The sequence below is a fragment of the Pseudomonas kitaguniensis genome, from assembly GCF_009296165.1.
Lineage (GTDB): Bacteria > Pseudomonadota > Gammaproteobacteria > Pseudomonadales > Pseudomonadaceae > Aquipseudomonas > Aquipseudomonas kitaguniensis.
In genome coordinates, this window is the sequence record NZ_VUAZ01000138.1 from 1 (window position 1) to 13,303 (window position 13,303).

The 13,303-nt window shown below is 58.7% G+C and carries 11 protein-coding genes and 1 tRNA gene; 6 read left to right on the plus strand and 6 right to left on the minus strand.

Annotated features, from left to right (window positions below):
- Nucleotides 1-54: 54 nt before the first annotated feature.
- A tRNA-Met gene (locus F0169_RS22075) sits at nt 55-130 on the minus strand.
- 280 nt (nt 131-410) lie between these two features.
- Between F0169_RS22075 and dinB the strand changes: the two genes are divergently transcribed.
- Nucleotides 411-1,469, plus strand: coding sequence for a DNA polymerase IV (dinB, locus tag F0169_RS22080; RefSeq protein ID WP_058414795.1), 1,059 nt, complete (start codon nt 411-413; stop codon nt 1,467-1,469).
- A gap of 64 nt (nt 1,470-1,533) precedes the next feature.
- Here dinB and F0169_RS22085 read toward each other — a convergent pair whose 3' ends face one another.
- From F0169_RS22085 to F0169_RS22100, 4 genes are all read right to left on the minus strand, one after another.
- Nucleotides 1,534-2,487 carry a hypothetical protein gene (locus F0169_RS22085; RefSeq protein ID WP_152747622.1) on the minus strand — a complete coding sequence of 318 codons (954 nt, stop codon included), beginning with the start codon at nt 2,485-2,487 and terminating at the stop codon, nt 1,534-1,536.
- A 20-nt stretch (nt 2,488-2,507) separates the two neighbouring features.
- On the minus strand, nt 2,508-4,223 hold the full coding sequence (locus tag F0169_RS22090) for a proline--tRNA ligase (RefSeq protein ID WP_152747623.1): 1,716 nt from the start codon (nt 4,221-4,223) through the stop codon (nt 2,508-2,510).
- Between the two features lie 125 nt (nt 4,224-4,348).
- Complete coding sequence (locus F0169_RS22095) at nt 4,349-5,881, minus strand: AmpG family muropeptide MFS transporter (RefSeq protein WP_058414792.1); 1,533 nt, start codon at nt 5,879-5,881, stop codon at nt 4,349-4,351.
- Nucleotides 5,882-5,924: 43 nt separating this feature from the next.
- A complete protein-coding gene (locus F0169_RS22100; RefSeq protein ID WP_425274314.1) occupies nt 5,925-6,299 on the minus strand; it encodes an MGMT family protein in 375 nt (124 codons plus the stop codon).
- Between the two features lie 142 nt (nt 6,300-6,441).
- Here F0169_RS22100 and F0169_RS22105 point away from each other — a divergent pair, with 142 nt between their 5' ends.
- The 5 genes from F0169_RS22105 (at nt 6,442) to groL (ending at nt 11,091) form a co-directional block, all read left to right on the plus strand.
- On the plus strand, nt 6,442-7,449 hold the full coding sequence (locus tag F0169_RS22105) for a DUF481 domain-containing protein (RefSeq protein WP_058414790.1): 1,008 nt from the start codon (nt 6,442-6,444) through the stop codon (nt 7,447-7,449).
- 125 nt (nt 7,450-7,574) lie between these two features.
- Nucleotides 7,575-8,306 carry a HugZ family pyridoxamine 5'-phosphate oxidase gene (locus F0169_RS22110; protein ID WP_152747624.1) on the plus strand — a complete coding sequence of 244 codons (732 nt, stop codon included), beginning with the start codon at nt 7,575-7,577 and terminating at the stop codon, nt 8,304-8,306.
- 66 nt (nt 8,307-8,372) lie between these two features.
- On the plus strand, nt 8,373-8,849 hold the full coding sequence (locus F0169_RS22115) for an FxsA family protein (protein ID WP_058414788.1): 477 nt from the start codon (nt 8,373-8,375) through the stop codon (nt 8,847-8,849).
- A 248-nt stretch (nt 8,850-9,097) separates the two neighbouring features.
- Nucleotides 9,098-9,394 (plus strand): co-chaperone GroES, encoded by a 297-nt coding sequence (locus F0169_RS22120; protein WP_058414787.1) that lies wholly within the window; start codon nt 9,098-9,100, stop codon nt 9,392-9,394.
- Nucleotides 9,395-9,444: 50 nt separating this feature from the next.
- The gene (gene groL / locus F0169_RS22125) at nt 9,445-11,091 is read left to right on the plus strand and encodes a chaperonin GroEL (protein ID WP_058414786.1); all 1,647 of its coding nucleotides are present in this window, start codon (nt 9,445-9,447) and stop codon (nt 11,089-11,091) included.
- A gap of 90 nt (nt 11,092-11,181) precedes the next feature.
- Here groL and F0169_RS22130 read toward each other — a convergent pair whose 3' ends face one another.
- The gene (locus F0169_RS22130; protein WP_152747625.1) at nt 11,182-13,119 is read right to left on the minus strand and encodes an LTA synthase family protein; all 1,938 of its coding nucleotides are present in this window, start codon (nt 13,117-13,119) and stop codon (nt 11,182-11,184) included.
- Between the last annotated feature and the right edge of the window lie 184 nt (nt 13,120-13,303).

Sequence of the window (13,303 nt, forward strand, 5' to 3'; positions counted from 1 at the left end):
AAAAACCACGTCGCACAAAAAAGGCCACTCTTTCGAGTAGCCTTTTTTGATGTTTGGTTGCGGGAGCCGGATTTGAACCGACGACCTTCGGGTTATGAGCCCGACGAGCTACCAGACTGCTCATCCCGCGTCTGTGTGTCGGCATTCTACAGAGGAACGCAGGTGTGTCAACCCGTGAATTGAAGAAAAGCGCTTGTGGTTCAATCGGTTAGCGCCGAAAAGCAGGCTCTGAAGTGGCGCAGGGCCAGTCGGGCCGAGGGTTTCAGCTCTATCGGTAGTCCAGGTTCGATTGAAAAAATAAATCCATCGGCGAGTTTTCCTACCGCTCAAACGGAAGATTCAAACTACTGGTGCTATATACAGGGGTGAGTGCGATACTGGCTGCCCGTAGGATTACACCCCCCGTTTATATGACGCAGCGCAAAATCATCCACGTCGACTGTGATTGCTTCTACGCCGCCATCGAGATGCGCGACGACCCCAACCTGGCGCAAAAGCCATTGGCGGTTGGCGGCTCGGCGGATCGCAGAGGCGTGATCGCTACCTGCAACTACGAGGCGCGAGCCTACGGGGTGCGCTCGGCCATGTCCTCGCGTCACGCCTTGAAGCTGTGCCCGGACCTGACCATCGTCAAGCCGCGCATGGATGCTTATAAAGAAGCGTCGAAGGAAATTCAGGCGATTTTTCGCGACTACACCGACCTGATCGAGCCGTTGTCGCTGGATGAAGCGTACCTGGATGTTTCTGACAGCCCGCATTTTGGTGGCAGTGCCACGCGTATTGCCCAAGACATTCGCCGTCGGGTTTCCAACCAGTTGCATATCACCGTGTCTGCGGGCGTGGCGCCGAACAAGTTTCTGGCCAAGATCGCCAGCGACTGGAAGAAGCCCAACGGCCTGTTTGTGATCACCCCCGATCAGATCGAAGATTTTGTGTCGCAGTTGCCGGTGAAGAAGCTGCATGGCGTCGGCAAGGTCACCGCCGATAAGCTCGCGCGCCTGGGCATTGAAGACTGCCTGCAACTGCGCGAATGGAACAAGCTGGCGCTGGTGCGCGAGTTCGGCAGTTTTGGCGAACGGCTTTGGAGCCTGGCCCGTGGGATTGATGACCGCGTGGTGCAGAACGACAGCCGTCGGCAATCCATCAGTGTCGAAAACACCTACGATGTGGACCTGCCGGACCTCTCAAGCTGCCTGGCAAAGTTGCCCGAACTGATGGAAACCCTCGCCGGGCGCATAGCGCGCATCGACAGCAGTTATCGCGCGGGCAAACCGTTTGTCAAAGTGAAGTTTCATGACTTTACCCAGACCACGCTGGAGCAAGCCGGGGCAGGGCGCGACCTGGAAAGTTATCAACAGCTGTTGACCCAAGCGTTCAATCGCGGCGGCAAACCGGTTCGGTTGTTGGGGATTGGGGTCAGGTTGCTGGACCTCAGCAGCGGTAACGAGCAGCTCGAGTTCTGCTGGTAAAAACCGGAGCCCAAAAAGGTGGGAGCCCACTCCCACATTTGGATGTTTACTCGGCGCTGAACACTCAGCGCGCGCCGGGGTCCGCTACCAATCGCCCTGCATCCTTGGTCAGTGCTTGCAGGAATTCCTGCTGCAACTCGGGATCATTGCGCGTCAGTTCGATCAGGCTTTGTTCCAGTTCACTGGCTTCTTCTTCCAGACCCAACTCAGCCAAGCGCTTGACCCGGTGTACCCACTGGTTGACTTCGTCGTCTTCCAAGTCGTCGTAGATCAGCCCGTGGGCCTCCAGCAATTTGCCGCGCAGGGTATTGCTGATCGCCAGGGTTGAGTCTGTGTGCACGTCGTCCTGGCCATCTTCCACACTGATTTTCAGCGTGCTGACGCGGTTCAGGTCTTGTTCGGCAAACGGGCTGTCCAACAGGTTCAGGCGCAGTACGCCGTTGCGGTCGGTGGTCAGCTCATGGGTCTGCTTGCCGGCGGTGACCTGTACCGGGCGTTCGCTCCAGGGCAGGCTCGAATACTCCACACGCTTGTCGCGCTGGACTTCATCGATGCCCGCCAGGTTCTGTTGCGCACGGCCGTGGGATTGCACGTTCATGAACGGGTTGATGCCGTCCACGCCGTAGCTCAGCCAGTCGTGGGTCATGCTGGTGGGCAGGTTGCCGAGGGCGAAGATATTCGCCACGTTGGCTCCGGCGCCCGCCACCAATGCGACCGCGCCCAGCGGCATCTCATAGACTTTGCGCCAGGGCTGGTAGGGCGTGTAGCGATCGTAACGGCGGGTGACGTCGAATTCGGTGACCTCAAAGGTCTTTTGTTCGTGAATACGCACCCGGCGTTGCGGCAGGTCCAGCACTTTGGGCTCACCTACATCTATTTGCAGGCTGTGATCGAGCAATTTGCGCTCGACCCGCTCCTCGTGCTCACTGCGTTGCGACATCTGGTTGGCGCAGCCGCTGACGAGCAGGGCGCCGCACAAGGCGGCGCCCCCCAGGGCTCTGGTGTTTCGCTTGAACATGACTTCTCTTGATCTGGTTTTCAGCGACGAATACGCGCCTGAAGGAAAGACAGCACGTCAGCCACCGGCAACGGTTGGGCGCTGGCTTCGGTCCGGCTTTTGTATTCCAGGTTGCCATCGGCCAGGCCGCGGTCACTGACCACGATCCGGTGCGGGATGCCAATCAGTTCCATGTCGGCGAACTTGATGCCCGGGCTGGTTTTCTTGTCCCGGTCATCCAGCAACACTTCAAAACCGGCCGCCGTCAGTTCGGCATACAGCTTGTCGGTGGCTTCGCGTACTTGCTCGGTTTCATAACGCAGCGGCACCAGGGCGATTTGGAACGGCGCCAGGGTGTCACTCCAGATAATGCCGTTCTCATCGTTGTTCTGCTCGATGGCAGCAGCAACCACGCGCGATACGCCAATGCCGTAGCAGCCCATTTCGAGGATGACCGGCTTGCCGTTCTCGCCCAGCACTTTGCAATTCATCGCCTGGCTGTACTTGTTGCCCAGCTGGAAGATGTGCCCGACTTCGATGCCGCGCTTGATTTCCAGCGTGCCATTGCCGTCCGGGCTAGGGTCACCGGCCACGACGTTACGCAGGTCGGCCACGGTCGGAACCGGCAGGTCGCGCTCCCAGTTCACGCCGAAGTAATGCTTGTCGTCGATGTTCGCGCCGATACCAAAATCGCTCATCAGCTCGACCGAGCGGTCGATGATGATCGGCAACGGCAGGTTCAGCGGGCCGAGGGAACCGGCACCTGCGCCGATGGCGTCGCGCAGTTCGGCATCGCTGGCCATCACCAGCGGGCTGGCCACGCCTGGCTGCTGGGCGGCTTTGATTTCGTTGAGTTCGTGGTCACCACGGATCACCAGGGCGATCAGCTTGCCTTCTTCCTCGGCGCGCACGATCAGGGTCTTGATGGTCTTTTCAATCGGCAGATTGAATTTTTCCACCAGGGCCGCGATGGTCTTGGTCTCAGGCGTGTCTACCAGGCGCAGTTCTTCAGACGGCGCAGGGCGCGACGTTTCGCGTGGCACCGCTTCGGCTTTCTCGATGTTCGCCGCGTAGTCGGAACCGTTGCTGAATACGATGTCGTCTTCGCCGGATTCTGCCAGCACGTGGAATTCGTGGGAGCCGGCGCCGCCGATGGAGCCGTTGTCCGCTTCAACCGGGCGGAATTTCAGGCCCAGGCGCGTAAACACGTTGCAGTAGGCCTGGTGCATGCGGTCATAAGTGACCTGCAAGGACGCCTGGTCGGCGTGGAACGAATAGGCGTCCTTCATGATGAATTCGCGGCCGCGCATCAAACCGAAGCGTGGGCGGATTTCGTCACGGAATTTGGTCTGGATCTGATACAGGTTCAGCGGCAACTGTTTATAGCTGCTCAGCTCGTTGCGCATCAGGTCGGTGATGACCTCTTCATGGGTCGGGCCGGCGCAGAAATCGCGGCCATGACGATCCTTGAAGCGCAGCAACTCGGGGCCGTACTCTTCCCAGCGCCCGGATTCCTGCCACAGCTCAGCCGGTTGGGTGCTCGGCATCAACACTTCCAGAGAGCCGGCGGCGTTCATCTCTTCGCGAACGATCGCTTCGACCTTGCGCATCACCTTCAAGCCCATGGGCAGCCAGGTGTACAGGCCGGAGGCCAGTTTGCGGATCATGCCGGCGCGCAGCATCAGCTGGTGGCTGATGACGACCGCGTCGGAAGGCGTTTCTTTCTGTGTGGCGAGCAAATATTGACTGGTACGCATGGTAGGCCGTTGTCGGTTGCTTGGACTTGAAATGACTTGGGATTGTACGGGCGCTGGCTGCTGGAGTACAGGCATCAGAATGCACAGGGGTATGTGGGAGCTGGCTCCCACATTGACGCGGTGTGTCAGTCTTCTTTGGGAGGATTCAGCCGAATTCGGCGGTTTTCCTGAAACCAGTGCAAGGCAATCAGAAACAACGTCGGCAGCCCCAGCAAGCAGGTGATCAGGAAGAAATTGTGGTAACCGAACTTCTCTACCATCACGCCCGAATACCCACCTATCAAGCGTGGCAGCAACAGCATGATCGAGCTGAGCAGTGCATATTGGGTCGCGGAAAACTTGAGGTTGGTCAGGCTCGACAAGTAGGCGACAAACGCCGACGTGGCCAGGCCCGAGCTGAAGTTATCCAGGGAAATAGTGAAGATCAGCATCTGCAGATCGGGGCCCATGTCGGCGAGCATCACGAACAACAGGTTGGTGCCGGCCGAGGCGATGCCGCCGATAAACAGAATCGGCAAAATGCCGAACCGCACAATCAGCAGGCCGCCCATACCGGCGCCGAGCAAGGTCATGATCAGGCCGAAGATCTTGCTGACTCCGGCGATCTGGTCCTTGGTAAAGCCCTGGTCGATGTAGAACACGTTAGCCATCACGCCCATCACCGTGTCGGACATGCGATAGGTGGCAATCAGCCCGAGCAGCAGCAATGCCTGCCAGCGGTAGCGCAGGATAAAGTCGTTGACCGGCGTTAATACCGGCGCCAAACCCCGACGGCCCATGGCCGACAGGCATAGCGCGGTGAGGATGATATAGAGGATGGCGCGCAGGAAGGCGCGATCTTCCATCAGCAATTCCCACAGGCTGACGCCGTGGAACAGCACGCTGGCGAAATCGGTGTTGTACAGCTGGGTGAACATCGCCGGGACTGATACCAGCAGCACGATCAGCACAAACACCGAAACCAACTGATGCACGAAGGTGTAGCGACCTGCCTGCAATTGGGTGCGCAGTGGCACATTCGGTTCGCGCATGAACAGGGTGGTCAACAGCGCCGGAATCATCAGCAGGCCGAACAACACGTAAGTGCCGGTCCACGCCGAGTGTTTGTAGTTAAAACCGGTCGAGCCGAAGCCTTCGGCAAAAAACAGTGCACCGGCCGTGGCCAGCAGCGCGGCGATACGATAGCCGGACATATAGCTGGCGGCGAGTGCAGCCTGGCGGCTGTCGTCGGCGATTTCCAGGCGATAGGCGTCCACCGCGATGTCTTGCGTGGCCGAAGCGAACGCGACAATTACGGCAATGGCGATCAGCCAGGACAGGTGTTTTTGCGGGTCGCAGAACCCCATGCCGATCAACCCGAGGATCACCAGCGTCTGGGCCAGTACCAGCCAGGAACGACGGCGTCCGAGTTTACCGAGCAGCGGCAGGCGCCATTGGTCGAGCAGCGGCGACCAGACCCATTTAAAGGCGTAGGCCAAACCGATCAGGCTCGCATAGCCGATGGTCTCGCGGGCCACACCGGCCTCACGCAACCACACCGAAAGCGTCGAGAACACCAACATGTAAGGCAAGCCGGCGGCGAAGCCGAGCAACAACAGGACCAACGTCGAGGGGCTGGCATAGGCGGCGAGCGCGGCGCGCCAGGTTTTACGGGGCATGGGCTGGAGTCTGCCTCAGGTTTGCGGAAACAAAGCGCGCACTCTAACCGCTGTGCTCTACCGGGCGCCAGCCATGACGCTGAATATCAACGCGATTGTTCAGGATACTGACACCTTCGCCGCGTAAACGCGCACGTTGCTCGTCGCCTGAGGCACTGCCTACCGGCAAACTTATCCGACCGCCGGCACCCAGCACCCGATGCCAGGGCAAGCGGGTGTCCTCGGGCAGTTGGCTTAGCGTACGCCCGACCCAGCGGGCGGCGCGGCCGAGCCCGGCGAGATGTGCCAACTCGCCATAGCTCACCACGCAACCTGCGGGCACTTGCGCCAGGGTCAGGTAGAGCGCCGTGCGGCGGATGTCGGCAGGGCTTTGCGGGGGTTCTGCGGGTTGCTTCACTGTGGGTATATCCGTTGAAATTGTCTGCGTAAGTGTAAGAAACGTCTGTAAATAGGCTCCTGAGCAGTGAACCGAATACAAATACCTGAGTCAGTGGTTGCTAAGACGTTATCTAACACGATAATGCTGCCCTTTTTGTCAAACTTGAGCCCCGAATCCGCTTATGTTGTCCAGAACCCTGTTGTGCCTTGCTGTTTTCAGTGCCTCCACGCCGTTGATGGCTGACACCGTCTGGTTGAAGAACGGTGACCGCCTGACCGGCAAGATCAAGGTCTTCGACGGTGGCAAACTGCTGATCCAGACCGATTACGCCGGCGCGATTCCGGTGGATTGGAAGCAGGTCAAAACCCTCGAAAGCGACCAGGAGTTATTGGTCAGGCAGGACGCTTATTCCGGCGAGAAGGCTAAATCGCTGAAACCCGCGGATGACGGCAAGGTAGTGCTGGCCAATGGCGAGGCGCCCAAGACTGTGGAGTTGGCGAGTATCCAGCAGATTCTCAAGCCCAAGCCGGTTATTGAAGATCTGGTGTGGAAGGGCAATGTCGACATGGCGCTGGACTACAAGCGCGCCGATAAAGACACCAATGATTACGATGTCGACTTCAAGACTACCGCGCGTCATGGCCAATGGCGGCATACCGGCCAGGGCGAGTACAACCGCGAGTTTCAGGATGATGTGACCACGACTGACAACTGGGCACTGGAATATGACCTGGACCGTTTCCTTACCGAACATTGGTTCTGGCAAGGCCGCTTGACCTACAAGCGCGACAAGGTTGAAGACCTGTCTCGCCAGCGCACCGTCGGTACCGGCCCGGGCTACCAGTTCTGGGATGATGAGCTGGGCGCGTTCTCCCTCGGCTCGCTGGTCAACCGCACCGATTACCAATACAGCGACGACCGCAAGACCAACTTCTATTCCCTGGCCATGAAGTGGAACTACAACCGCTACCTGATCGGCAAGAAGGTCGAATTCTTCACCAACGGTGAAGTGGGCAAACCACTTGCCGGGCCGGCTGATTACTCCCTGGATGCGGAAATGGGCCTGCGCTACAAGGTCACCGAGTGGGCGTCACTCAACCTCAAGGCGGAACGCGACATCATCAGTGGCGACTCGCAAAGCAATTTGAGCAAGACGCGCTACACCGCAGGCTTTGGCGTGGCTTGGTAATAAAACCCGACAAAACCTCGCGGGCCGCCACTGGCAACCTGCGCGCTTATTGATTACCTTGTGTTGAGATTGATTCCCATAGACATCCCAGGCTATGGGCGGTGCAATACCCAAGGAGTCATACGTTGAGCGCGCACGTTGCCAAAAACGCCCGAGAGCTGCTGCTCAAGGAATACCGTGGGGCACTCTCCACACTGTCCAAAGCCATGCCGGGGTTTCCCTTCGGGTCGGTGGTGCCGTACTGCCTCGACGATCAGGGCCGCCCGATTATCCTGATCAGTCGCATCGCTCAACACACCCACAACCTGCAAAAAGATCCCAAATGTTCGCTGCTGGTGGGTGAGCGCGAGGCTGATGATGTGCAAGCGGTGGGGCGCTTGACGTACTTGGCCGAAGCCGAAAAACTCGAAGACGCGGGCGCCATTGAAGCGGCCGCCGAGCGTTATTACCGCTACTTTCCCGATTCGGCCAACTATCACAAGGCCCACGATTTCGATTTCTGGGTGCTCAAGCCGGTACGTCACCGTTATATCGGCGGGTTTGGCGCGATTCACTGGGTCGACCAGCTAACGTTGGCCAACCCGTTTGCCGGCAAGGTCGAGCGCAGCATGATCGAACACATGAACAGCGACCACGCCAAGGCCATCGCGCATTACGTCGCGCTGACGGGCTTGCCTGCCCGGCAACCCGCTCAATTGGCCGGTATCGACAGCGAAGGCATGCACCTGCGTATCGATCAATCCTTGCATTGGCTGCCGTTTGCCGCGCCTTGCAATACGCCGACACAAGTACGCGAAGCCCTGGTTTCATTGGCTCACGCCGAGGCATGGCCGAAAAAAGAGGCCGCTAACGCTTGAATTCACGAAATGGCGACGTCATCTAAGGTGGACTGGCAAGGCATTCTTGCGTTGAGGAACCATTTGATGCGCCCTTTTTTATTGCTCTTTCTGCTGTTCCCGGTGTTGGAGCTGTTCGTATTCGTCAAAGTCAGCAGCGCGATCGGCTTCTTCCCGGCGCTGCTGCTGATTATTCTCGGCTCGATGCTCGGCGTTCTGGTGCTGCGTGTCGCCGGCCTGGCCACGGCGCTGCGTGCGCGTGAAAGCCTGAATCGCGGCGAACTGCCAGCCCAGACCATGCTTGAAGGCCTGATGATGGCTTTGGCGGGCGGTCTGTTGATTCTGCCGGGCTTTGTCAGCGACGTTGTCGGTTTGGTCATGCTGCTGCCGATCACCCGCAAAGTGCTGGCGAACAAGATGCGTAAACGCGCCGAAGAGGCGGCTATTCGCCAGCGTGCGTTTGCCGATGACCTGCAACCGCGCGGTGGCCCCGCGCCGCGCCAGCCGCTGGGGCGTGAAGGTGATGTGATCGAAGGCGAGTTCGAACACCGCGACAGCAAATAACCCGCTTACTGGCACGGCACCTTCGGGTGCCGTGTTGCTTTTAACCACCGCAAAAACACAAAAAATTTACGCCGCGGCCCCTTGTAATAGGCGCATACGCCCTTATGTAACGGTCACCGCAAGGTTTCTGGTGGCGACACCAGACAGACTTCCGCGTTTCGCTTGGCGAAGCGCGACCGGCACCGCCGGAATACAAACCGCCGGTACTGATACCGGCCGATGAAAAACACAATTAGGAGAGATCGACAATGAGCAAGCTTCGTCCTCTGCACGACCGCGTCGTTATCCGTCGCAGCGAAGAAGAAAAGAAAACCGCTGGCGGTATCGTTCTGCCAGGTTCGGCTGCTGAAAAAGCCAACCACGGTGTGATCGTCGCTGCAGGCCCAGGCAAGACTCTGGAAAACGGTGAAGTGCGTGCGCTGGCCGTTAAAGTCGGTGACAAGGTTGTATTTGGCCCTTACTCCGGCAGCAACACGGTGAAAATCGACGGCGAAGACCTGCTGGTAATGGCTGAGAACGAGATTCTGGCTGTTCTGGAAGGCTGATTTTCCCGCTCATTTTCCCGTTACTCCAAAGTATTTAAGGATTATCGATCATGGCTGCTAAAGAAGTTAAATTCGGCGACTCCGCCCGTAAAAAAATGCTCACCGGTGTTAACGTCCTGGCTGACGCAGTAAAAGCGACCCTGGGTCCAAAAGGCCGTAACGTGATCATCGAGAAGAGCTTCGGCGCTCCGACCATCACCAAGGACGGCGTTTCGGTCGCAAAAGAAATCGAACTGGAAGACCGTTTCGAGAACATGGGCGCGCAGCTGGTCAAAGACGTTGCCTCCCGTGCCAACGATGACGCAGGCGACGGCACTACCACCGCTACCGTTCTGGCTCAGGCTATCGTCAACGAAGGCTACAAAGCCGTCGCTGCCGGCATGAACCCGATGGACCTCAAGCGCGGCATCGACAAGGCGACCATCGCTGTTGTTGCCGAGCTGAAAAACCTGTCCAAGCCTTGCGCCGACACCAAGGCCATCGCTCAGGTAGGCACCATCTCCGCCAACTCCGACAGCTCCATCGGCGACATCATTGCCGAAGCCATGGAAAAAGTCGGTAAAGAAGGCGTGATCACCGTTGAAGAAGGCTCTGGCCTGGAAAACGAACTGTCGGTTGTAGAAGGCATGCAGTTCGACCGTGGCTACCTGTCCCCGTACTTCGTCAACAAGCCAGAGACCATGGTTGCCGAGCTGGACAGCCCGCTGATCCTGCTGGTCGACAAAAAGATCTCGAACATCCGCGAAATGCTGCCAGTGCTGGAAGCCGTTGCCAAAGCCGGCCGCCCACTGCTGATCGTTTCCGAAGACGTTGAAGGCGAAGCCCTGGCGACGCTGGTTGTGAACAACATGCGTGGCATCGTTAAAGTCGCAGCCGTCAAGGCTCCAGGCTTCGGCGACCGTCGCAAGGCCATGCTGCAGGACATCGCTGTTCTGACCGGCGGTACCGTCATCTCCGAAGAGATCGGCCTGAGCCTGGAAAGCGCCACCCTGGAAAACCTGGGCAGCGCCAAGCGCGTGACCATCTCCAAAGAAAACACCATCATCGTTGACGGTGCCGGCGTAGAGCAAGACATCCAGGCTCGCATCACTCAGATCCGTGCCCAGGTTGCCGAAACTTCGTCCGACTACGACCGTGAAAAACTGCAAGAGCGTCTGGCCAAGCTGTCCGGCGGCGTTGCAGTGATCAAGGTTGGCGCTGGCTCCGAAGTTGAAATGAAAGAGAAAAAGGCCCGCGTTGAAGACGCCCTGCACGCAACCCGTGCAGCCGTTGAAGAAGGCGTGGTACCTGGCGGCGGCGTTGCGCTGATCCGTGCTCTGGAAGCCCTGACCGGTCTGAAAGGCGACAACGCCGATCAAGACGTTGGTATCGCTGTGCTGCGCCGCGCTGTTGAAGCGCCGCTGCGTCAGATCGCTGCCAACTCCGGCGACGAGCCGAGCGTTGTGGTCAACGAAGTCAAGAACGGCAAAGGTAACTACGGTTACAACGCTGCGACTGGCGTCTACGGCGACATGATCGAAATGGGCATCCTGGACCCTACCAAGGTGACCCGTTCCGCGCTGCAAGCGGCAGCCTCCATCGGTGGCCTGATCCTGACCACCGAAGCTGCGATTGCCGACAAGCCTAAGGCTGAAGGCTCGGCTGGCGGCGGTATGCCAGACATGGGCGGCATGGGTGGCATGGGCGGCATGATGTAAGCCAGCCTTACCCAGCACTAAAAAACCCCGCCTGCAGTGATGCAGGCGGGGTTTTTTTATGCGCCGTCTGGCTGCGACCTTAGCGTTCGCTCAGTTGTGGCACCGCGGCCTTTGTGCTTTCCAGCTCAGCAACTGTTGCTTGAAGCCATAGCTGGCGGCCTGGTAGTAGGTAATTGCGCGTTGTATCAACGGGTCATCGCTGTCTACCCGTCGCTCCTGGCTTTCGCCCAAGGCTTGGTCGTGGCGACGCAAGCCCTGGCGCGGGCTGAGAATCGCCAGGTCGGTGCCGTCAAACAACCCCAGGTGCTGGTAGTTGCCGACCACCACGCGCGGTGGCAGCGGGTTGTCTTGCAACAGGTTGCGGCCAAAGAAGGTCGACTCGTAGCTCAGGTTGATCAGGCCCAGCAAGGTCGGCGCAAGGTCGATCTGGCTGGCCAATTGCGCGCTTTCACGCGCATTGATCAGCTTGGGTGCATAGATGAACAGCGGGATCTGGTAGTTCTCGATTGGCAGGTCTTCCTTGCCCGCGCTGCCGGCGGTGTGGTCGGCGACAAACACGAAAATCGTGTTATCGAACCACGGCTTCTGGCGTGCTGCGTCAAGGAACTCGCCGATCGCGTGGTCGGTGTATTTCACCGCGCCATCACGGCCATTGCCGGACTTTATATCGATGCGCCCGTCCGGGTAGGTGTAGGGGCGATGGTTGGAGGTGGTCATCAGTTGCAGCAAGAACGGCTGCTGCTTGGCGTAATCAGCGTCGGCCAGTTTCAGGGTTTGCCGGTAGAGGTCTTCATCGGCCATGCCCCACGCGTTTTTGAAGGAGATTTCTGCTTCAGGCACGCTGCTCTGGTCTACGACCCGGTAACCGTTACCGCTGAAAAACGCGTTCATGTTGTCGAAGTAGCCGCGCCCGCCGTAGACGAACACGCTGTCGTAGCCGATGGCGCCGAGTTGTTGGCCGAGGCTGGCGAAACCGCTTTCACGGCCAATGCGCTTGACGATTGAGCGGCCAGGCGTAGGCGGAATCGCCAGCGTAATCGCCTCCAGGCCTCGGTCCGTGCGGGTGCCGGTGGCATAGAAGTTATTGAAGTACAGGCTCTGTTTGCGCAGGGCGTCGAGGTTGGGCGTAAGGTTGCGCCCGTCGCCATTGCTGCCCATGTATTTGGCGCTGAAACTTTCGATGGTCACCAGCACGATGTTGGGTTTGCGCAGCGTGCCCGGGTTATCAATGGCGCGGCGAATGTCCAGCGGGTCTGTGCCGATGAAACGAGCATTCGGTTCGCTGAGTTCAGCGCGTATTTGCTTGGCGACCACCGCGTCCGGCAGGCTTTTGTAAAACTGCGTGTAATCGAGCTCGTTGTTGCGGAAGGCCGCGAAAAACTGATACGGGCCGTTGCTTGCCAGTTCGTTTTTGTAGGCGTTACCGCCTTGGGCACGCGGGCTGTCCTGGCTGATCAGTTGCAGGCTGAGGCCAGCGACCACCAGCAGGCTCAGGGCGCTCAACAGGCGACCACGCATCGGCGGCAACGGCGCGCTCATCGCGGCATTAAAAGGTTTGCGCAGTGCCAGGCTCAAGACAATTGCGAGCATCGCCAGCAGGCTCAGCAGTTTGCCGATCGGGTACGACTCCAGCAGGTTGTTCAGCACCTCATTGGAGTACACCAGGTAGTCGACGGCAATAAAGTTGAAGCGCACGCCGAACTCATCCCAGAACAGCCATTCGGCCACCGAGGTAAACAGCATCGCGAACAGGCTGACGCTGAGTACCGCTTGCAGGAACCAGCGATGGCCACGGCGGCGCCACAACGCGGGCGGGCAGAGCAGTAAATACAGGCCCAGCGGCAACGCTGCATAGGCCAAAAAACCCAGGTCATACAGCAAGCCGACGCCAAACACCGGCAGCAGGTTGCCGTCTACTTCGTTGAGGTGGGTGATCAGCAGCACGCTGCGCGTGAGCAGGAAAATAACCAGCCAGGTGCTGGTGACGAGCAGCAGAAAGCGCATAGGCGCAGTTTTGAGAAACCCCATGTCCATGTTCCTTATATCGATGGGCGGTGATCTTCGGCCTGACACTGTAGTCAGTTTGTGAAGCTATAGTGAAAAACTTGTTGGTTTGTACGATTGGTTGAAAACCTGTATCGGCGGGCCTTTGAGGTCTATCCCTGAGCCCCGCTTGGCCTTAAGCTGCGCGAGCCAACACGGCGGCTACCGC